The 19,829-nt window shown below is 72.8% G+C and carries 12 protein-coding genes and 1 tRNA gene; 3 read left to right on the top strand and 10 right to left on the bottom strand.

The features are described from left to right. The first annotated feature begins 147 nt into the window (after positions 1-147). The gene (locus tag OG206_RS18040; protein ID WP_327117267.1) at positions 148-690 is read left to right on the top strand and encodes an ATP-binding protein; all 543 of its coding nucleotides are present in this window, start codon (positions 148-150) and stop codon (positions 688-690) included. Positions 691-819: 129 nt separating this feature from the next. Here OG206_RS18040 and OG206_RS18035 read toward each other — a convergent pair whose 3' ends face one another. The 4 genes from OG206_RS18035 to OG206_RS18020 all read right to left on the bottom strand — a co-directional run bounded on the left by OG206_RS18035 (position 820) and on the right by OG206_RS18020 (position 5,733). Beyond that, entirely contained in the window at positions 820-1,062 is a 243-nt protein-coding gene (locus OG206_RS18035) for a DUF397 domain-containing protein (protein ID WP_327117265.1), read from the bottom strand. A 406-nt stretch (positions 1,063-1,468) separates the two neighbouring features. Continuing rightward, a complete protein-coding gene (locus OG206_RS18030) occupies positions 1,469-3,544 on the bottom strand; it encodes an FUSC family protein (protein WP_327117263.1) in 2,076 nt (691 codons plus the stop codon). A gap of 55 nt (positions 3,545-3,599) precedes the next feature. After that, positions 3,600-4,775, bottom strand: a complete 1,176-nt coding sequence (locus OG206_RS18025; protein ID WP_327117261.1) for a DUF2786 domain-containing protein — start codon at positions 4,773-4,775, stop codon at positions 3,600-3,602. 28 nt (positions 4,776-4,803) lie between these two features. Further along, positions 4,804-5,733: an NADP-dependent oxidoreductase gene (locus OG206_RS18020; RefSeq protein WP_327117259.1), complete on the bottom strand. Its 930-nt coding sequence runs from the start codon at positions 5,731-5,733 to the stop codon at positions 4,804-4,806. A 234-nt stretch (positions 5,734-5,967) separates the two neighbouring features. Here OG206_RS18020 and OG206_RS18015 point away from each other — a divergent pair, with 234 nt between their 5' ends. Continuing rightward, positions 5,968-7,674, top strand: coding sequence for a bifunctional 3'-5' exonuclease/DNA polymerase (locus tag OG206_RS18015; protein ID WP_327117257.1), 1,707 nt, complete (start codon positions 5,968-5,970; stop codon positions 7,672-7,674). 181 nt (positions 7,675-7,855) lie between these two features. After that, positions 7,856-8,911 (top strand): DUF2804 domain-containing protein, encoded by a 1,056-nt coding sequence (locus OG206_RS18010; RefSeq protein WP_327117256.1) that lies wholly within the window; start codon positions 7,856-7,858, stop codon positions 8,909-8,911. A gap of 248 nt (positions 8,912-9,159) precedes the next feature. On the opposite strand, the gene OG206_RS18005 is transcribed toward OG206_RS18010, so the two are convergent. The 6 genes from OG206_RS18005 to topA form a co-directional block, all read right to left on the bottom strand. After that, the gene (locus OG206_RS18005; protein WP_327117254.1) at positions 9,160-10,044 is read right to left on the bottom strand and encodes a sulfurtransferase; all 885 of its coding nucleotides are present in this window, start codon (positions 10,042-10,044) and stop codon (positions 9,160-9,162) included. Between the two features lie 141 nt (positions 10,045-10,185). After that, positions 10,186-10,259: transfer RNA gene (locus tag OG206_RS18000), tRNA-Thr, on the bottom strand. Positions 10,260-10,357: 98 nt separating this feature from the next. Then, a complete protein-coding gene (locus OG206_RS17995; RefSeq protein WP_327117252.1) occupies positions 10,358-11,887 on the bottom strand; it encodes an alpha/beta hydrolase in 1,530 nt (509 codons plus the stop codon). A 144-nt stretch (positions 11,888-12,031) separates the two neighbouring features. Then, positions 12,032-13,237, bottom strand: a complete 1,206-nt coding sequence (locus OG206_RS17990) for a DNA polymerase III subunit delta' (protein ID WP_327117250.1) — start codon at positions 13,235-13,237, stop codon at positions 12,032-12,034. Positions 13,238-13,436: 199 nt separating this feature from the next. After that, positions 13,437-16,541, bottom strand: coding sequence for a dTMP kinase (gene tmk / locus OG206_RS17985; RefSeq protein ID WP_327117248.1), 3,105 nt, complete (start codon positions 16,539-16,541; stop codon positions 13,437-13,439). 146 nt (positions 16,542-16,687) lie between these two features. Beyond that, positions 16,688-19,558, bottom strand: coding sequence for a type I DNA topoisomerase (gene topA, locus OG206_RS17980; protein ID WP_327117246.1), 2,871 nt, complete (start codon positions 19,556-19,558; stop codon positions 16,688-16,690). Between the last annotated feature and the right edge of the window lie 271 nt (positions 19,559-19,829).

Below are 19,829 nucleotides of genomic sequence, written 5' to 3'. Positions count from 1 at the left end.
ATCTGCCGTGCGCATTGGGAACCATGGTGCTCGCGCACCTGCGTGCTCGTTCGTGTTGTGCCGCTGTACCCGCAGTGCCCGCTACAAGCAGTGTCGCTACAGCCGCGAATCCTGGGAGTGCCTCGCATGGGGACGAATGGATCGACGATGCTCGAGCCGTTACGGCAGGGGCTTCCACCCATCGACCCCTCGGCGGTCGCGGGATCGGCCTCCTGCTCGCTGCCGGCCCGGTACGAAGCTGTGGGCGGCGCGCGGAAGTTCACCCGTACGACACTGGCCTCGTGGGACCTGGGCGACCGCTTCGACGATGTCGCCCTGGTCGTGTCCGAGCTGGTCACCAACGCTCTCCGGCACGGACTGCCGGACGAGGCGGCGCCGAGGCGCCAGGACTCCTCCGTGCGCCTGCACCTCATGCGCTGGACCTCGCGGCTGGTGTGCGCGGTGCGCGATCCGAGCGAGGAGAGCCCGATCGCGGGCGAGGCACCGGATTCCGCCGAGTCCGGCCGGGGCCTGTTCCTCGTGGAGTCCTTCAGCGACTGCTGGGGCTGGCACCCCTCACCGCTCCTCGACGGGGACACCGCGGCCGCGGCGGGCCCGCGGGGCAAAGTGGTGTGGGCGTTGTTCCGGCTGACGGACCACGCCGTACCGGCGTACCCGGTCCCGGTGGACGCGTTCCCCGACAGTCTGTAGTCACGGGCCCGGCCGCCGCAGTACGGGCGGCGCGCGCGACAGCGCGCCTCACCGGCTCCACCGTCCACGCCCAGCGCTCTCTCCTGCGCGCCGTTCCCGGGCGGGCGGCGGTGCCGCGCCGGTGTGCCGTCAGGCACCCGTCGCGAGGTGGTCGAACTCCCCGTCCTTGACGCCCAGCAGCAGCGCCTCTATCTCGGCCGGCGTGTAGACGAGCGCGGGCCCGTCGGGGTGGCGCGAGTTCCGCATCGCCACATTTCCACCGGGCAGTTTCGCGAACTCCACGCAGGAGCCCTGGGAGTTGCTGTGTCTGCTCTTCTGCCAGACGACTCCGCGGAGCTCTGTGGCCGCCATGCCGTTGTACACGTGGTGCACAGGACGCTCCCCGAGTTGCAAGGTGCAAGTGTCAACTAGCTCGGATCATAGCTGTGTTCATATGCCAATGCATGAGCAGATGCACGTGCACGGCGGGTGCGCGCACGATCACAGTCTTTCCCTCTGATCCACTCCCCCGGATCCCTCTTCATCCGCCCCTATGGGAGAGAGACGAACGGCGCGCCAATTTGGCTCCCACTTAACGAAGTTGTTCTGTTCTTCGCCGTGTGCCCGGCACCCGCTTTCGGGCTGTGAATCAGCGAGCGGGAAGTACCGTCGTCCAGGACTCCGCAGTCCGGCGCACTGATCGCCGCCCCTCACACCGCCCCGCCCGGACTCGGCGGTTGCGGCAGCGACGGCACGAAGGACAGGTGCGACGGGTCCGGTGCCCGGGCGTTCGCGGCGCCTACGGCCTCCTGGTGCCCTCCAGCGCCTGCGAGAAGTCCTCCAGAGCGTCCAGCAGCAGCAGCGCCCCGTCGCGTACGAAGGTGTCCGGCACGGGCCCCTCGGCGTCCCGGCGCCTCAGCTCGGCGCGGACCGGTTCCCAGTCGGGGACGCGGCGCTCCCGCACCGCCTTGGCCGCCTGCTCCGTGGCCCGCCGCAGCGCCACGGCCAGCCCGGCGGCCTCGGGCACGGGGTTCGCGGAGACCGCGGGCAGATGGGCCTCCATGAGCATCGCGACGCGGCCGAACTGGGCGAGGGCGTCCTCGGCGTCCGACGCGGCGGTACGGGAGATGCCCCGGTGCCGCACGGGCTCGTGGCGGGCCGTCTCCAGTGCCTCCTGCCACGCCACGCGGGCCTCCCGGGTGGTGAGCAGGGCCGCGCGCACGTCGTCCAGGCTCCGGGAGGCGGGATCGGCGTACCGGTCGAGGACCGTGGCGGCGTACCGCCCGTCCGTGACCAGCCAGCCGGCCAGCCGGTCCCGCAGCCTCGGTGTCTCCCAGGCCGGGTAGAGGGCGTACGCCACCATCGCGAGCAGCCCGCCGACGAACGTCAGCAGGACGCGCTCCGGGACGGTCTGGGCCCAGTCGTCGCCCGCCATGCCGAGCAGGAAGACGACATACGCGGAGACGCAGACCTGGCTCACGGCGTAACCGGTGCGCATGAGCAGGTACATCAGACCGGCGCTGATCACGGCGAGCGCCGCGGAGGGCCACGCGGTCGGGTGTGCCAGCTGCACGATTCCGGTCGCGCAGCCGACCCCGACCACGGTGCCGCCGAAACGGGCCACGGAGCGGGAGTACGTCTGCGTGAACTCCGGGCGCATCACCATGACGGCGGTCATCGGCGCCCAGTATCCGTGGCCGAACGGCAGCACCAGGCCGATGAGATAGCCGGCGGCGGCCACCGCGGAGACCCGGACCGCGTGCCGCAGGATCGTCGACCCGAGACGCATCTCGCGGCGCATGGCCCGGTACACGACGGGGACCAGCCGCAGCAGGGTGGGGCGGCGGCGGTGCGGGACGAGGGGCTCCCCCGGTGTCCTGTCGTCCGTGCCGGTGCCCTCGGCGATCTCGATGACGTCGGCGAGCAGCGAGACGAGCCGTTCGGCCGCCCGGCGCGGCGGCCCCACGAGGATCACCTCGGTGTCGGGGGACTTCAGTACGGAGAGCGCCTCCTCGTCGAGCTGAACCGGATCGCCGTGGCGTACCGCGTCGGCCGCGGAGTCGAGCAGCGATCCGGCGGCGCCCAGGATCTCCCGCGCCCAGTAGCGTTCCGGGCCCTCGGCGGGAACACCCAGCGCCGGATCCGCGAGCGAGGCCAGGACGGGCCGCAGCCGTTCGGCGACCCCGCGCGCCCCGTGCAGGTCGGCGGGGCGCCGCCGCGCCTGGCGCGGGGTGACTGCGGCCGCACTGCGGGCCGTCATCAGCGGTACGGGGTCGAAGGGGGCCACCGGGTCGTCCCGCAGCCTGCGGGCGTAGTCGGCCTCGGCCGCCAGGGCGTCGGCGAGCGCGTCGCGCTGGGCGCCCCATCTGCGTACGGGGAACAGCACGATGAGGGCGGCCTGGACCAGTCCGCCGAGTGCCATCATCCCGGCGTGCTCCGCGGCGTCGAGGACGGAGGTGGGCAGGGTGATGGTGACCAGCATGATCGCGACGTTGGAGCCCGCGATGATGCCGGCGGTGGAGCCCACCGCCCAGGTCAGGCCGGCGACGAACGTCCAGACCACCAGCAGCGCCAGGAACAGCATGGTGCGGTTGACGGTCAGATAGCCGATGAACGTCGACACGGCCAGGCTGAGCCCGGAGACGAGGGCCAGTACGGGCCGCGGGCGCCAGCTGCGCTGGAAGGTCGCGATCGCCGCCTGGAACGCTCCGAACGCCGATCCGGCGGCGATCACCGGGCCGAAGAACGCCAGGCTCAGCCCCACGACGAGGGCAAGCCCCGCGGCTCCGCGCAGAGCGATGAGCGGTTCGAGACTCCGCCGCTCGATCGTCAGCCCCGAGCGGGCGGTCTCCCTCAGCGCCCGGAGCCAGCTCATGGGGCGAGCGTAGCCGGATTCCACCACCAGGCCGACTTAGGCCGCATGACGGTTTCTAGCGTCGGATTTCGGGCTCTTTCCCGCCCATCCTGGCCCGGTCGGCGGCGGCAGTGCCGTGGTCCCATCCCTCGGCGTCCGTCGCCCCGCGCAGCCGGGTCGTGGTGGTCCGCGGGAACATCCGCTCGGCGGTGTCGGTGACGGCGACGTCCCTGGCCGCCAGGACCGGCAGCAGCGAGCCACGTCCGTCGTCGCCGCCCTCGGAGCCGGACTCGGAACCGGCCGCGGCGGTGACACGGGCGGTGTCGGCCGCGAGCCGGCTGCCCAGGCGCTGGGCGTACGCCAGCAGGAAGGATTGCCGGAACGTCTTGGTCCGCTTGCGCCCCGCCGCCCGCTGCCCGGCCTCCGCCTTCGTCATCGCGGCGGTGCCCTGGACGAGCAGCGAGGTGAAGAGCAGCTCCACGGCGTCGAGGTCCGGCTCGAAGCCCACGACGGTGGTGAACCCGAGGTCGCTGTTCCACACGGCACGGCAGCGGTTCGCCGACGCGACGGAGTCGAGCAGGACCGCCTTGGCACTCTCGTACGGCGCGTCGACCCCGATCCGGCGGGCGCCCGGCGCCCCGACGGCGTGCGTACGGGCGGCGAGGAGCGCCTCGTCGATGCTGTGCCGGGCCATCAGCTCCTGGGCCTTGGTGGTGAGCGCCTCGGCCTCCTCGGGGAAACCGGTCGCCTCCGCCTTGGCGAGCAGCGCCCGGATCCTGGTCAGCATGCGGGGCTCGCCGTGGGCGGGCGGCCGGTGCGAGGCGTCGGCGACGGTCCCGGGCGGCGGGCCGGTCGGCTCGATGACGGGCAGCCGCAGCAGCAGCCGGCAGAGCTCGAGGATTCCCGCGGCGTAGGTGAAGCGGTCGGGCCGGTTGCGTGGCGCGGGGGCGGGCAGCGCGGCGACCTGGTCGGCCCAGCGCGGAGGCAGTTGCCCGTAGGCGGCCGTCTCCGCCCTGATCAGCACGGCGGCCAGCGCCGCCCCGTCCTCGTCCAGCTCGCGCCGGACGGTCCGTACGACGTCGGCGGGCTCCCAGCCCCGCGCCCACGCGCGGCGGACGAACTCCTCGCCCCGGCGGTGCAGCTCTTCGTCGGCGGACGGGTCGGCGGCGAGGAGGGAGGCGCCGGCGTCCAGCCCCGCGTCGCCGTCCGAGTACAGGGCCGCGGCGCACGCCCGGTCGATCACCGATTCCATACGGCAAGCGTAGGCGGCGGACCGCCGCTCAGTGCTCCCCGGGGAGCAGCACCAGCTTGCCGCGCACGTGCCCGGCCTCGCTCAGCTCCTGCGCCCTCGCCGCCTCGCGGAGCGCGAAGGTCCGCTCGACGGGGATCCGCAGGCCGCCGACCGCCGCCGCCTGCGCGTACTCGCCGAGCCGCCTGCTCTCGCCCGGGTCCTCCCCGCCGCCCGCGGAGAACGCGACCCCGTGGTGCGCCGCGTCCGCGTCCGCGATGGTCACGATCCTGTCGGCGGTGCCGCCGCGCAGTTCCACCGAGTCGGCGAGCACGCCCTTGCCGGCGACGTCGAACACCGCGTCCACACCCTGGGGCGCGACCTCCCGCACCCGCTCCACCAGCCCGTCCCCGTACGCCACCGGAACGGCGCCGAGCACCCGCAGGTAGTCGTGGTTGGCCGGTGACGCGGTCCCGACGACCGTGGCCCCCCGCGCGACGGCCAGCTGCACAGCGGCGGAACCCACCGCTCCGGACGCCCCGTGCAGCAGCAGCGTCTCGCCCTCGGACAGCGCGAGCTCGTCCAGCACCCGGGCGGCGGTCCCCGTCGCGACCGGCAGCGCGGCGGCCTCGGGCCAGCCCAGTATCTCGGGCTTGCGGGCGACGGCGCCCACGTCGGCCAGCACGTAGTCGGCGTACGCCCCGGTCGCGCTCCGGCCGAGGACCGCGTCCCCGACCGCGAACTCCGTCACGCCCTCCCCGGTCTCGTCGACGACCCCGGAGAACTCGCTGCCCGGCACGGCGGGCAGCGGGGTCGGGAACGCCGCCTCCATCCAGCCGTTGCGGATCTTGTAGTCGACCGGATTGACCCCGGCGGCCCGGACCGCCACCCGGATCTGCCCGGGGCCGGCGTGGACGTCGTCGATGCGGGCCCGGCGCAGCACCTCGGGGCCGCCGAACTCCTCGTACACGATCGCTTCCATACCGGTTCCTCCGCGTCCTCGCCGCTCCCGGTGCGCGCGGCGCGCACCTCCCTCCGATCGTCGCCGCAGTCCGGCGCGCCCGCCCGCCGAGCCGGGGGCGCTCACGTGGCCGGTGGCGGGTGCGTGGCGGTGTGCGGGGACCCGAGGGGAGGGAGCGGTTCCGGGCACGGGATCGGCCCCGGGGCGCCCGGCGGGCCCGGGTGCACTGTCAGTGGCGGGTGCAAGACTCGGCCCATGACCGAACGTTGGGCTCTGGCCATCGCGGAGGGGGGCGGCGCCCTCGTCGCGCCGCTGGCGCGCGACGGCCTGCCCGCGGGGCCCGTCCTGGCCGAGCCCGACCTCGTGGAGTCGGTCCGCTCCCGCCCCCAGGTGACCCGCTGGGTCTGGCGCTCGACCGCGGCGGTCTACCCCCGGCTGCTCGCCGCCGGTGTCCGGGTGGAGCGGTGCTACGACATCGAGTGCGCCGAGCTGCTGCTGCTCGGCCACGAGGGAAGACTCGGCGAGCCCCGCTCCGCCCCGGCGGCCTGGGCCCGGCTGCGCAACGCCCCGGTGCCGCCCGATCCGCCGCCCCGCTCGGCCGAGCCCGGTTCGCAGTCCTCCCTCTTCGAGCCTCGCTCCGGCGTCGATCTGCCGTTCGAAGCACTGCTCGAGGTCTACGCCGAGCAACTGCGCCGCCACGCAGCGGCCGAACACCCGGACAGGATGCGGCTGCTCACGGCTGCCGAGTCGGCGGGCATGCTGGTCGCCGCCGAGATGAACCGGTCCGGCCTCCCCTGGCGGGCCGACGTGCACCGCGAGGTGCTGAACGACCTGCTCGGCGAGCGCTATGCGGGCGGGGGCGAGCCTCGCAGGCTGGCGGAGGCCGCGGACGAGGTCTCGGCGGCGTTCGGCAGACGGGTGCGCCCCGACCTCCCGGCGGACGTGGTGAAGGCCTTCGCCCGAGCGGGGATCAAGGTGCGGTCGACCCGGCGCTGGGAGCTGGAGGGAATCGACCATCCCGCGGTGGAACCGCTGATCCGCTACAAGAAGCTGTACCGCGTCTGGACGGCCCACGGCTGGAGCTGGCTCCAGGACTGGGTGCGCGAGGGGCGCTTCCGGCCCGAGTACCAGCCCGGGGGCACGGTCAGCGGCCGCTGGACCACCAACGGCGGCGGTGCCCTGCAGATCCCCAAGGTGATACGCCAGGCCGTCGTCGCCGACGAGGGCTGGCGGCTGGTCGTGGCGGACGCCGACCAGATGGAGCCGCGCGTGCTGGCGGCGATCTCCCGCGACCGGGGGCTCATGGAGGTGGCGGGTCACGACGCCGACCTCTACAGGACCCTGTCCGACCGGGCGTTCCACGGCGACCGCGACCACGCCAAGATCGCGCTGCTCGGCGCCGTGTACGGACAGACCTCGGGGGACGGCCTGAAGAACCTGGCGGCGCTGCGGCGACGGTTCCCACACGCCGTGGCGTACGTCGACGACGCGGCGAAGGCCGGCGAGGAGGGGCGGCTCGTCCGCACCTGGCTCGGCCGTACCAGTCCGCCCGCCGCCGGGGCGGACGAAGACGGGGAGGCCGGCATCCCGCAGGAGAGCGAGGAGTCACCCGCCGGGGGGAGCACCGACGGGTACGGCGTCACCCCGGGCTACGCCTCGTCGAACGCCCGGGCCCGGGGGCGCTTCACCCGCAACTTCGTGGTCCAGGGAAGCGCGGCGGACTGGGCCCTTCTGCTGCTGGCCGCCCTGCGGCGGGCGCTGGCCGCGGAGGGGATGCGCGCCGAGCTGGTGTTCTTCCAGCACGACGAGGTGATCGTGCACTGCCCGGAGGAGGAGGCCCCCGCGGTGGTGGAGGCGATCCGTGAGGCCGGGGAGCTGGCCGGGCGGGTGGCGTTCGGAGAGACACCGGTCAGGTTCCCGTTCACCACGGTGGTCGTCGGACGCTACTCGGACGCCAAGTAGCCCTGTCGCCGAGTGGCCCTCTCCGCACGGCTGCTCCTGTCGCAGCCGCACCCGCAGCCACGGCCGGGCAGACCTCCTCCCCGTCCCCCTGCTGCGCGCAGCGCGCGGCGCACCGGCGACCGCCCTCGGCACGCCCTCGTCCGTACCGGAACGGGCCCGCACGCCGCTATAGGCTCCGGCCATGGCGACGCACGAGCACGAGATCACCGAGCCCGTCGACCTGTGCCTGCCCGACGGCAGCCTGAATCCGGCGGCGGTCGGCTGGTCCAGGAAACCCCTGCACCGGGCCAATCTGCGTGGCTGGGGCAGGACGAAGCGGTGGGAGCACTGGTGCGTGACGACACCCACGCACCTGGTCGCCCTGACCGTCAGCGATCTCGACTTCCTGGCGCTGAACAGCGTCTACGTCCTGGAGTTCGAACCCGGGGGAAGGGAGTTCGAATGCTCCGCGATCGTCCCCGCCGGGCGGGGCGTCAGCCTGCCCGACACCATCGCCGGATCCCCCGGCTCCCAGGACGTGGTGGTCGGGCCCGCGCGGCCGTCCGGCGGCAAGGTGCGAGTCGAGATCCGCGACGAGAACGCCGGAACCCGCCTGCGGGCCCGCTGCCTGACGCCGGAGCGCCTGCCCCTGGAGGTCGACATCCTGGTCTCGCGGCCGGCGGGGCACGAGTCTCTCTCGGTCGTCGTCCCGTGGAGCGGCCAGCGCTTCCAGTACACCTCCAAACACACGGCTCTCCCCGCCGCCGGGCGGGTACGCGTCGGCAGGGACCTGCTCGTCTTCGGCGGGCCGCACGACGACACCTGGGCCGTCCTGGACCACGGCCGCGGGCGCTGGCCGCGCACGGTCGACTGGAACTGGGGCGCCGCGTCCGGACGGGCCGACGGGCACACGATCGGCCTCCAGTTCGGCGGACGTTGGACGCAAGGCACCGGCTCCACCGAGAACGCCCTCTGCGTCGACGGCCGGCTGACCAAGATCGGCGAGGAGCTCGACTGGCGGTGGTCGATCTCCGACCCACTGGCCCCCTGGACAATCCGTTCGCCCTCGTCCGGCCAGGTGGACCTGACGTTCGTCCCGTTCCACAACCGCTCCGTGCACACGGACGTCGGCCTGATCGCCAACCGCACCGACCAGCGCTTCGGCCACTACACCGGCAGGATCCGCACCGACGACGGCGAGGACATCGCGGTGCGGGAGCTCCTGGGCTGGGCCGAGGATGTCCACATGCGCTGGTGACTCCCCCGCGCGGGGCGGCGCGGGTAGGTTTCCCGCATGCATACAGGCCCACTCCTGGGCTCGGGACGCGCCGCCGACGTGCACGGCGGGCACCCGCGAGTGAGCGGCCATCAGGAGCGCGGGCGGGCATGCGCGGACCGCGCGGCTGGATCAGAGGGCTACTCGCACGGGCGGACCGTGCGGCCGGATCAGAGGGCCGCCGGCCCGCGCGCGCCCGGCCGGATCAGCGACGATCCACTCCGATGGGGTCAGGCCCCGCCGCGGCCGACGGGCGCCCGGCCCGTCACGACCGGGCGGTCCGACGGCAGGCCCCACTCGCCCCACGAGCCGTCGTACACGGACACGTCGCGGTAACCGGCCAGTTCGGCTCCGAGCGCCAGGACACACGCGGTGACACCCGATCCACAGCTGACGACGAGCCGTTCCCGGTTCCCGGCCGACGCTGTGAACGCCGTGCGGAGCTCATCGGCGGGCAGCATCAGGCCGTCACGCTGGAGCTCACCGAAAGGCAGGTTCACCGAGCCCGGCATATGACCGCCGCGCAGACCCGGCCGGGGCTCCGGGGCCGAACCGGCGTACCGCTCACGGGACCTCGCGTCGAGCACCACCGAGCGGGCGTCGCCCAGGGCCTCTGCGACCTCGTCGGCGCCGACGAGCATTCCGGGGCGCGGGCGGGCGGTGAAGTCACCGGTCCGTTCCGCGGTCCCGGGCTCCCGGGCTTCCACCGGGAGCCCGGCGGCCTCCCAGGCGGGCAGGCCGCCGTCGAGCACCGCGACCCGGTCGAAGCCCATGGCGCGGAGCATCCACCAGGCGCGTGCGCCGGAGTAGATCCCCGCGGTGTCGTAGACGACCACGGTGTCCGCGTCATCCACGCCCAGGGCCCTCATCGCGGCGGTGAACTCCGCCGCCCCGGGCATCGTGTGCGGCAACGGCACGGAGTGATCGGACATGGCGCCGTCGATGTCGAAGCGCCGGGCCCCCGGAACACGCCGCCCGGTGGCACGGTGCGCGCCCACGGACGCGTCGAGGACCACGGTCCCGGGCAGGGTCAGACGTTCGGCGAGCCATTCCACCCCGACGAGCGGGCCGGGCAGTGTGCCCGCGTCCGGCGTCGTACTCGCGTGCCCGGTCATGTTCTCCCTCTCGTCGGCGCCCGCGCCGCGAGGCGGGTCCGCGTCGCGAGGCGGATACGTGCCCGCCCGGCTCCCTGATCCGCTGCGCCGGGAAAAGCAGAAGCCCCAGGTCACGGCGAGTGAGTCCTGGGGCTTCGGCAGGGCCGCCTTCGGGATTCGAACCCGAGACCTACGCATTACGAGTGCGTTGCTCTGGCCAGCTGAGCTAAGGCGGCACGCCCTGTCGCACCATGGTGCGATCAGCAGCGACGCCAAGTCTACACAGTTTCCGGGGGTGCTCCGCACCGCCCGCCCCTGACGGGATAAACGCAGGTCAGGCGCACTTCTTCCCGTTCTTGGGCGGAGTGCCGTCCAGCAGGTACCTGTTGATCGCCGTGTCGATGCAGTCGCTGCCGCGGCCGTACGCGGTGTGCCCGTCGCCCTCGTAGGTGAGGAGGACGCCGGAGGACAGCTGGGCCGCGAGGGCCTTGGCCCACTTGTACGGGGTGGCGGGGTCCCGCGTGGTGCCGACCACGACGATCGGGGCCGCACCCTCGGCCACGGTGCGGTGCGGGACGCCGGTGGGGTCGACGGGCCAGGCGTCGCAGTTCAGCGCGGCCCAGGCGAAGCCCCTGCCGAAGACCGGGGACGCCTCCTCGAAGGCCGGAACCGCCTTCTCGACCTCTTCGGGGCCGGAGAAGGCGGGGGCCAGATCGAGGCAGTTGACGGCGGCGTTGGCGAACATCAGGTTGGCGTACTTACCGCTCGGATCCCGCTCGTAATAGCTGTCGGCGAGCGCGAGCAGGCCGGACCCGTCGCCGCGCTTCGCACCGGCGACGGCCTCCCGCAGCTGGGGCCAGGCGGCCTCGTCGTACATCGCGGCGATCACACCGGTGGTCGCCAGGGACTCGGTGAGCTTCCGGGTCTCACCGGTCGGCACCGGCTCGGCGTCCAGATCGGCGAAGAGCCTCTTCAGCGCGGTCGCCGCGTCGGCCGTGGACGTGGTGCCGAGGGGACAGTCCGACTGCTTCACACAGTCCGCGGCGAACGACTGGAACGCAGTCTCGAAGCCCGCGGTCTGGTCCCGGTTGATCTCCACCGCGGGAAGCGACGGGTCCATAGCCCCGTCCAGGACCAGGCGGCCCACCCGGGCGGGGAACAGGTCGGCGTAGGTCGCGCCGAGGAACGTGCCGTACGAGGCGCCGACGTAGTGCAGCTTCTCGTCACCGAGCAGCGCGCGCAGGATGTCCATGTCGCGGGCCGCCTCGACCGTGGAGACGTGCGGGAGGATCGTGCCGGACCGCTTCTCACAGCCCTCGGCGAACTTCTTGAACGCCTCGTTCAGCCGGTTGGCCTCGCTCTGGTCGTCGGGGGTCTGGTCGACCTGCGTATAGACGTCCATCTCCTTGCCGGTGAGGCATTCGACGGGCTCGCTGCGGGCCACCCCGCGCGGGTCGACGGCCACCATGTCGTACCGCGCGCGGACGGGCGCGGGGTAGCCGATGGCCGCGTACCCCTGGAGATATCCGACGGCCGAGCCGCCCGGGCCGCCCGGGTTCACCAGGAGCGATCCGATCCGCTTGCCCGGTCCGGTGGCCTTCTTGCGGGACACGGCGAGCTTGACGTCCCCGTCGTCCGGCTTCCCGTAGTCCAGCGGGGCCTTCATCGTGGTGCACTGGAAGCCCTCCACGCCGCAGTCCCGCCAGCGCAGCTTCTGCGCGTAGTACGGCTCGAGCTCCTCGGTGGCGGCCGAGCCCGTCGCCGAGGCACTGGGCGCCGAACCACCACTGCTGCAGCCGGAGACGAGCACGCCGGCAGTGCCGAGCGCGGTGGCGAACGTACGGAGCAGGCGCCTGGTGTCCATCCCAGGAGCGTAGCGGCAGGGTGACGACTCGATCGATTTCCGGCTCATACGGGTGAATTCACTCATCCCGTGGACGTCTTGACGAGACGTCAGAACTCCTCGCCCGCTCACCGTGGGACGAGGCAGGCCGACTGCTCCCGGGATTCAGCCCGCCCGCAGTGCCACGGCCATCGCCTCGACGGCGAGCAGGGGGGCGACGTTGCGGTCGAGGGCGCGACGGCAGGCGATCACCGACTCGATCCGCCGCAGGGTGCGCTCGGGCGTGGACGACTCGGCGATCCTGTCGAGCGCGTCCCGCACGTCCGTGTTCGCCAGGGCGATACGGGAGCCCAGCTGAAGTGCCAGTACATCGCGGTAGAAGCCGGTGATGTCGCTGAGCGCGAGATCCAGGCTGTCGCGCTGCGTACGCGTCCTGCGGCGCTTCTGCTTGTCCTCCAGTTCCTTCATCGCCCCCGCGGTGCCGCGGGGCATGCGCCCTCCGGCGACACCGCCGAGCGCCGCCTTGAGGTCCTCGGTCTCCTTGACGTCGACCTCCTCCGCGACCTGCTTGGCGTCCTCCGTGGCCGTGTCGATCAGCTCCTGGGCAGCCTTGAGGCAGCCACCGACGTCATGAACGCGCAGCGGGAGCTTCAGCACGGCCGCACGGCGGGCACGCGCCCGCTCGTCCGTGGCCAGGCGGCGCGCCCGGCCGATGTGCCCCTGCGTGGCGCGGGCGGCGGAAGCGGCCCGTTCGGGGTCGATGCCGTCACGCCTGATCAGCACGTCCGCGACGGCGTCCACCGGCGGCGTACGCAGTGTCAGATGGCGGCAGCGGGAGCGGATCGTGGGCAGCACGTCCTCGAGGGACGGCGCGCAGAGCAGCCACACGGTGCGGGGGGCGGGCTCCTCCACCGCCTTCAGCAGGACGTTCCCCGCACCCTCCGTCAGGCGGTCGGCATCCTCCATGACGATGACCTGCCAGCGGCCCACGGCCGGCGACAGCTGGGCACGGCGGACCAGCTCACGGGTCTCCTTCACACCGATGGAGAGCAGATCCGTGCGGATCACCTGCACGTCCGCGTGCGTCCCGATCAGTGCGGTGTGGCAGCCGTCGCAGAATCCACAGCCCGGCGCGCCCCCCAGTGCCCGGTCGGGGCTGGTGCACTGGAGAGCGGCGGCGAAGGCCCGGGCGGCTGTGGACCGGCCGGATCCGGGCGGGCCCGTGAACAGCCAGGCGTGGGTCATCTTCGATCCGGACGGCACCGCCCCGCCCTCGGACTGCGCGGTGACCAGCGCATCGGCGTCCCGGGCGGCGGCACCGAGCTGCTCCTGCACCCGGTCCTGTCCGACCAGGTCGTCCCATACGGTCATGGTCACCGCCCTTCCGGTGGTGTGTGGTGCGGGAAAGCCGGCTTTCCCGTCGGCCTCCCATTGTGCGGGAAGGGTCCGACAGTTCCGGCGTTCCGTCGCCCGGGCCCCTCACCCTCCGGCCGCCGGACGATCGTCCAAAAACCGCCGGGCCCGCCGTACCACCGGTGACCGGCGGTGCGACGGGCCCGGCGCCGGACCGTCAGCGACGTGGCGGACGGCCGCCGGAGCCACGCTCGTCGTCGTCGTGCCCGCCGAGCAGTTCGTCGGCCAGTGACGGCAGGTCGTCGAGGGGTGTCTCCTCGGCCCAGTCGGGCCTCGGCCGCTTCCGCTGAGCGGAACCGCCCTGCGCCGCCCGCCCCGCCTGCGGGTCGTCAGTGACCTGGGGCAGCTCGCGGGTCCGCTCGTTCTCGCTCTCGGCCGGCTGGGCGCGCGGCTCGTCACGGAAGACGCCCGGGGGCACCCGGTCCGACGGCCTCTCGCCCCGCACGGGCGGCAGGACAGCGGTCTCGTCCGCATCCCTTACGGACGGCAGGACCGTGGTCTCCTCCGCGTCGCGCGGCGGGACGTCGGGCAGTGCGACCGGCACCGGCTGCGTGATCTCGTTCGGATTCACGACGGGGGTCGGCACCGTGAGCTCGTTGTCCGGTACGGAAGAACCGGATCCGGACCGCCCCGTGTCGCGGGAACGCTTCGCGGCAGCGGCGGCAGCGGCCTCCTCCGCCCGTGCGGCGGCCTCGTCCTCGGCACGGCGACGCGCCTCCTCGGAACGGATCAGCGCCTCCTCCGCCCTGCGCTGCTTCTCCAGGCGAAGTTCCTCGGCCTCCTTGCGGAGCCGCGCCTCCTCCTGGGCCTGCAGCCGCAGCCGCTCCTGCTCGGCGTCGCGTACCCGCTCCTCCGCCTCGAGCCGGGACCGCTCCTCCTCCGCACGGCGGCGGGCCTCCTCGGCGCGCTGCCGGGCCTCCTCCGCCTGGCGTTCGGCCTCACGCTGCCGGGCCTCTTCCTCCTCGCGGCGCCTGCGCTCCTCCTCCTCGGCGCGGAGCTTGGCGAGCTGAGCCTCCCGCTCGCGCTCCAGCCGCTCCTCCTCGGCCTTGCGGGCCGCCTCTTCCTCGGCCTTGCGCCGGGCTTCCTCCTCGGCCGCCCTGCGCGCCTCCTCCTGGGCCTTGACCTCGGCCTCGGAGAGCGGGAGGAGCCGGTCGAGCCGGTGGCGCACGACGGTGGTGATGGCCTCCGGCTCCTGCCCGGCGTCCACCACCAGGTAGCGGGCCGGGTCGGCTGCGGCGAGGGTCAGGAAGCCGGACCGTACCCGGTTGTGGAACTCGGCCGGCTCGGACTCCAGCCGGTCGGGGGCCTCGGTGAACCGTTCCCTCGCGGTCTGCGGGTCGACGTCCAGAAGCACCGTCAGATGCGGTACGAGTCCGCTCGTCGCCCAGCGCGAGATACGGGCGATCTCGGTGGGAGCGAGGTCCCGGCCGGCGCCCTGGTAGGCGACGGACGAGTCGATGTAGCGGTCGGAGATGACGATCGCGCCGCGCTCCAGCGCGGGACGGACGACGGAGTCGACATGCTCGGCGCGGTCGGCGGCGTACAGCAGGGCCTCGGCACGGTTCGACAGTCCCGCCGACGACACGTCGAGCAGGATCGAGCGCAGGCGCTTGCCGATCGGGGTGGCCCCCGGCTCGCGCGTCACGACGACCTCGTGCCCCTTGGCACGGATCCAGTCGGCGAGCGCCTCCACCTGGGTGGACTTGCCGGCCCCGTCGCCGCCCTCGAGGACGAGGAAGAAGCCGTTGTCGGCGGGCGAGACGGCCGGGTCGCCGCCGCGCAGCGCCTCGCGCAGGTCGCGGCGGAGCGGCACCCCGGCGCGGTCGTCGGTCTTGGCGAGGACGATCACCGCGACGGGCAGCAGCAGCGCGCCGATGAGCATGAGCGCGAACGCCGCTCCGCCGTGCGCGAAGACGAAGTCGCCCGATCCCAGACGATGGCGTCCGATGGCGGCGGCCAGCAGCGGACCTCCCACCGCGCCGAGCGCGACCAGCACCCGGACGACGGCCTGGAGGTGTTCTGTGTTCCTGGCCTGGCGGAAGGCTTCCGTCTCCTGGTCGATGACCGCGTGCCCGATGTGGGCGGCGACACCGGCGGCGTAACCGGCGACGAGGGCGATCAGTACCCCGGTGGCCGTGTCCGGCACCAGGCCGAGGGCGAGGAGGGCCACGCCCGTGACCGCGGTGGCCAGCGCCAGCAGCCTGCGTCGCGACAGGGCGGGCAGCACCTTCCGCGCGGTACGGATACCGAGCGCGGTACCACCGGTCAGGACCAGGATCAGCAGCGCGAAGGTGACGGGTCCGCCGTCGAGGTCCGCGGCGTGCAGTACGGACACGGACGCGGCGGCCGAGATGGCCCCGGCGACCGCGGCGGACGCGGCGACGACCAGCGGGATGCTGCCGGTGCGGCCCTTGTCCGAGCCCGATTCGGCGGCCGGACGGCGCAGTCCCTCCAGCGGGGACCGGGGCCGGGGCGTCTGCGTGGCCGGGAAGTGCAGGAAGTACAGGGTCGAGATCGATGCGGAGAACAGCCCCGCCGCGACGTACGACCCGAGGGCCGCCTGGTGGAAGGAGAACCAGTCCAGGCCGGTACCCAGCAGTTCGCCGATCAGCGAGGCGACGACGAGGACCGCCGCGGCCGCCGGGACGGCGAGGAAGTTCGTGCGCAGGGACAGCCTGCGCAGCGCGTCGAGGTGATCGGGCAGCGGGCGCACGGCGGCGCCCTCCGGCGGCGGGGCGGGGAGCAGCGCGGGCGCCGCACTCTCCTTGGCCACCGCCCACAGCCGCTCACCCGCACCGGCCACGAACACGGTGATGAGGATCATCAGGAGTGCCTTGTCCGGCGTCCAGTCGATCCAGAGGGGCGCGACGACCAGCAGGGCGAGCCGGAGCCCGTCCGCCCCGATCATCAGCCAGCGGCGGTCGACGGGACCGCCGGGCGATGTCAGTGCCGTCAGCGGCCCCAGGAGTACGGCTCCGAAGAGCACGGTGGAAAGAATCCGGGCGCCGAACACGGCGGCGACGGCGAAGGCCGCCCCGCGGTACCCGGCCCCGAAGGAGCCCTCGACGACCGCCGCCTGCAGCGACAACAGCACAAGCACAAGAAGGGCGAGTGAATCGCCGATACTGCCGACGGCCTGGGCGCTCCACAACCGCCTGAGCGGGGGAACACGCAACAGGGCTCGTACGGCGCGCTCGCGTGAGTCTGCGGCAAGTGTGTCGGAGGTGGGGCTCACGACCGGTGGCTGCTCGGCTCGCGTCATCCGCCCAGCCTATCGGGAGCGGTGCGGTGACCGGGGGCCCGGTCCGAACATATGCCCGCGGGAATGCCGATCACCGCACGCACGAACGCCGGAGGAGCTGGTCGTCCAGCTCCTCCGGCGTTCGTGCACGGCCCGTGGCCGAGAGGTCAGCTCTCGTCCTGCGAGGCAGGAGCCGCCTTCCGCGCCGTGGCGGTCGCCCGCTTCGCGGGTGCCTTCTTGGCCGTGGTCGTCTTCTTCGCCGCTGTCGCCTTCGTGGCGGTCGTCTTCTTGGCCGTGGCCTTCTTGGCCGTGGTGGCCTTCTTGGCGGTCGCCTTCTTGGCCGGGGCCTTTTTCGCCGTCTTCTTCTTCGCCGGCCCCTTGGCCCGCTTCTCGGCCAGCAGTTCGTAGCCGCGTTCCGGCGTGATGTCCTCGACGCTGTCGTCGGTCCGCAGCGTCGCGTTCGTCTCGCCGTCCGTGACGTACGCGCCGAAGCGGCCGTCCTTCACGACGACCGGAGCACCGCTCACCGGGTCCGTGCCCAGTTCCTTCAGCGGCGGCTTGGCGGCGGCCCGCCCGCGCTGCTTCGGCTGGGCGTAGATCGCGAGCGCCTCGTCGAGGGTGATGTCGAAGAGCTGGTCCTCGGACGTCAGCGAGCGCGAGTCCGTGCCCTTCTTCAGATACGGGCCGTAGCGGCCGTTCTGCGCGGTGATCTCGACACCCTCGGCGTCCTCGCCGACGACGCGGGGCAGGGACATCAGCTTGAGCGCGTCGGCCAGCGTCACCGTGTCGAGGGACATCGTCTTGAAGAGCGAGGCGGTACGCGGCTTCACCGCGTTCTTCCCGGTCTTCGGGGTCCCCTCGGGCAGCACCTCGGTGACGTACGGGCCGTAACGGCCGTCCTTCGCGATGATCTGGTTGCCGCTGACCGGGTCCGCACCGAGCTCGAAATCGCCGCTCGGCTTGGCCAGCAGCTCCTCCGCGAGCTCCACGGACAGCTCGTCGGGCGCCAGTTCCTCGGGCACGTCCGCGCGCTGATGGCCCTCGGAGTCCTTCTCGCCACGCTCGATGTACGGCCCGTAGCGGCCGACACGGAGCTTGATGTCGTTGCCGACGGGGAACGAGGAGATCTCCCTGGCGTCGATCGCGCCGAGGTCGGTCACCAGTTCCTTGAGGCCTCCGAGGTGGTCCCCGTCGCCGTTGCCCGCGTCGGACGCCGCACCGGCACCGGCCGTCGTGTCGTCACCGGCGCCGAAGTAGAAGCGCCGCAGCCACGGCACGGACTGGGCCTCGCCCCGCGCGATGCGGTCGAGGTCGTCCTCCATGCGGGCGGTGAAGTCGTAGTCGACGAGCCGGCCGAAGTGCTTCTCCAGCAGGTTGACCACGGCGAACGAGAGGAACGACGGCACCAGGGCCGTGCCCTTCTTGAACACGTAGCCGCGGTCCAGGATCGTCCCGATGATCGAGGCGTACGTCGACGGGCGGCCGATCTCGCGCTCTTCGAGCTCCTTGACCAGCGACGCCTCGGTGTAGCGGGCCGGCGGCTTGGTGGCGTGCCCGTCGACCGAGACCTCGTCCGCCGTCAGGGCGTCGCCCTCGGCGACCTGTGGCAGACGGCGCTCGCGGTCGTCCAGCTCGGCGTTCGGGTCGTCCGCGCCTTCGACGTACGCCTTCATGAAGCCGTGGAAGGTGATGGTCTTGCCGGAGGCGGAGAACTCCGCCTCACGGCCGTCGCTCGCCCGGCCCGCGATCTTGACGGTGACGGAGTTGCCGACCGCGTCCTTCATCTGGGAGGCGACGGTGCGCTTCCAGATCAGCTCGTACAGCCGGAACTGGTCACCCGTGAGACCCGTCTCCGCCGGCGTGCGGAAGCGGTCGCCCGAGGGGCGGATCGCCTCGTGCGCCTCCTGCGCGTTCTTGACCTTCCCGGCGTACGTGCGCGGCTTGTCCGGGAGGTAGTTCGCCCCGTACAGCTGCGTGACCTGCGCCCGGGCCGCAGAGATCGCGGTGTCCGAGAGGGTCGTGGAGTCCGTACGCATGTAGGTGATGAAGCCGTTCTCGTACAGCTTCTGCGCCACCTGCATCGTGGCCTTGGCCCCGAAGCCCAGCTTCCGGCTCGCCTCCTGCTGGAGGGTCGTGGTGCGGAAGGGCGCGTACGGCGAGCGACGGTACGGCTTCGACTCGACCGAGCGGACCGCGAACGTGGAGTCGGCGAGCGCCGTGGCCAGCGCGCGGGCGTTCGTCTCGTCCAGGTGCAGGGTCTGGGCGGAGCCCTGCTTGAGCTGCCCGTCGGGGCCGAAGTCGCGGCCCTGGGCGATACGGCGTCCGTCGACCGCGCTGAGGCGGGCGATGAGCGTCGAGGGATCGGAGGTGTCACCGGTTCGCCCGGTGGCGAAGGTGCCCGTCAGGTCCCAGTACTCGGCGGAACGGAAGGCGATGCGCTCGCGCTCCCGCTCGACGACGAGGCGGGTGGCCACGGACTGCACACGGCCTGCCGACAGCCGCGGCATGACCTTCTTCCACAGGACCGGCGAGACCTCGTAGCCGTAGAGGCGGTCGAGGATACGGCGGGTCTCCTGCGCGTCGACCATCCGCTGGTTGAGCTCGCGCGGATTGGCGACGGCCGCCCGGATGGCGTCCTTGGTGATCTCGTGGAAGACCATCCGGTGGACCGGGACCTTGGGCCTGAGGACTTCCTGCAGGTGCCACGCGATGGCTTCGCCCTCGCGGTCCTCATCGGTGGCGAGGAAGAGTTCGTCGGATTCGGCGAGGAGCTGCTTGAGCTTCCTCACCTGGGCCTTCTTGTCGGCGTTGACGACGTAGATCGGCTGGAAGTCGTTCTCGACGTCCACACCCAGGCGGCGGACCTCACCGGTGTACTCGTCCGGCACCTCGGCGGCGCCGTTCGGCAGGTCGCGGATGTGCCCGACGCTCGCCTCGACGACGTATCCGGGGCCGAGGTAGCCCTTGATCGTCTTCGCCTTGGCAGGCGACTCGACAATGACGAGTCGGCGGCCTGCGGTCTCGCTGGTCGGGGACAACTTCGCTCTTCTCTCCGGTCGGCACTCGTGGGCATCCGAGCAGCGCTCTGCGCTGCCAGCGGTGCTGTCGCTGCGGAGTGTGACGGTACAACCCGCCCCCGTGTCAAACGGCAAAAGCCCGCAACGGCCACTCGAACGGTAACCCGACTTCCGCCATTCCTGCCGCCCGGACCGCCCGGTCCGCTCTTCGCGATGCTGTCGCCTGCGGCTTTCGGGCCACTGCCGTGGAGTGCGCCCAGGGGGTTCCCGGCGGGTGGCCGGACCGGTCGGC

This window comes from Streptomyces sp. NBC_01341, from assembly GCF_035946055.1.
Taxonomy (GTDB): domain Bacteria; phylum Actinomycetota; class Actinomycetes; order Streptomycetales; family Streptomycetaceae; genus Streptomyces.
This window is presented reverse-complemented; position numbering and strand designations above follow the sequence as displayed.

Excerpts from the sequence above, each read along its gene's own strand:
- OG206_RS18020 (WP_327117259.1), bottom strand. The coding sequence starts at position 5,733 with ATGGAAGCGATCGTGTACGAGGAGTTCGGCGGCCCCGAGGTGCTGCGC.
- OG206_RS17995 (WP_327117252.1), bottom strand. The coding sequence starts at position 11,887 with ATGGACACCAGGCGCCTGCTCCGTACGTTCGCCACCGCGCTCGGCACT.
- OG206_RS18030 (WP_327117263.1), bottom strand. The coding sequence starts at position 3,544 with ATGAGCTGGCTCCGGGCGCTGAGGGAGACCGCCCGCTCGGGGCTGACG.
- tmk (WP_327117248.1), bottom strand. The coding sequence starts at position 16,541 with ATGACGCGAGCCGAGCAGCCACCGGTCGTGAGCCCCACCTCCGACACA.
- OG206_RS18040 (WP_327117267.1), top strand. The coding sequence starts at position 148 with ATGCTCGAGCCGTTACGGCAGGGGCTTCCACCCATCGACCCCTCGGCG.
- OG206_RS18005 (WP_327117254.1), bottom strand. The coding sequence starts at position 10,044 with ATGACCGGGCACGCGAGTACGACGCCGGACGCGGGCACACTGCCCGGC.
- OG206_RS17990 (WP_327117250.1), bottom strand. The coding sequence starts at position 13,237 with ATGACCGTATGGGACGACCTGGTCGGACAGGACCGGGTGCAGGAGCAG.
- OG206_RS18015 (WP_327117257.1), top strand. The coding sequence starts at position 5,968 with ATGACCGAACGTTGGGCTCTGGCCATCGCGGAGGGGGGCGGCGCCCTC.
- OG206_RS18010 (WP_327117256.1), top strand. The coding sequence starts at position 7,856 with ATGGCGACGCACGAGCACGAGATCACCGAGCCCGTCGACCTGTGCCTG.
- OG206_RS18025 (WP_327117261.1), bottom strand. The coding sequence starts at position 4,775 with ATGGAATCGGTGATCGACCGGGCGTGCGCCGCGGCCCTGTACTCGGAC.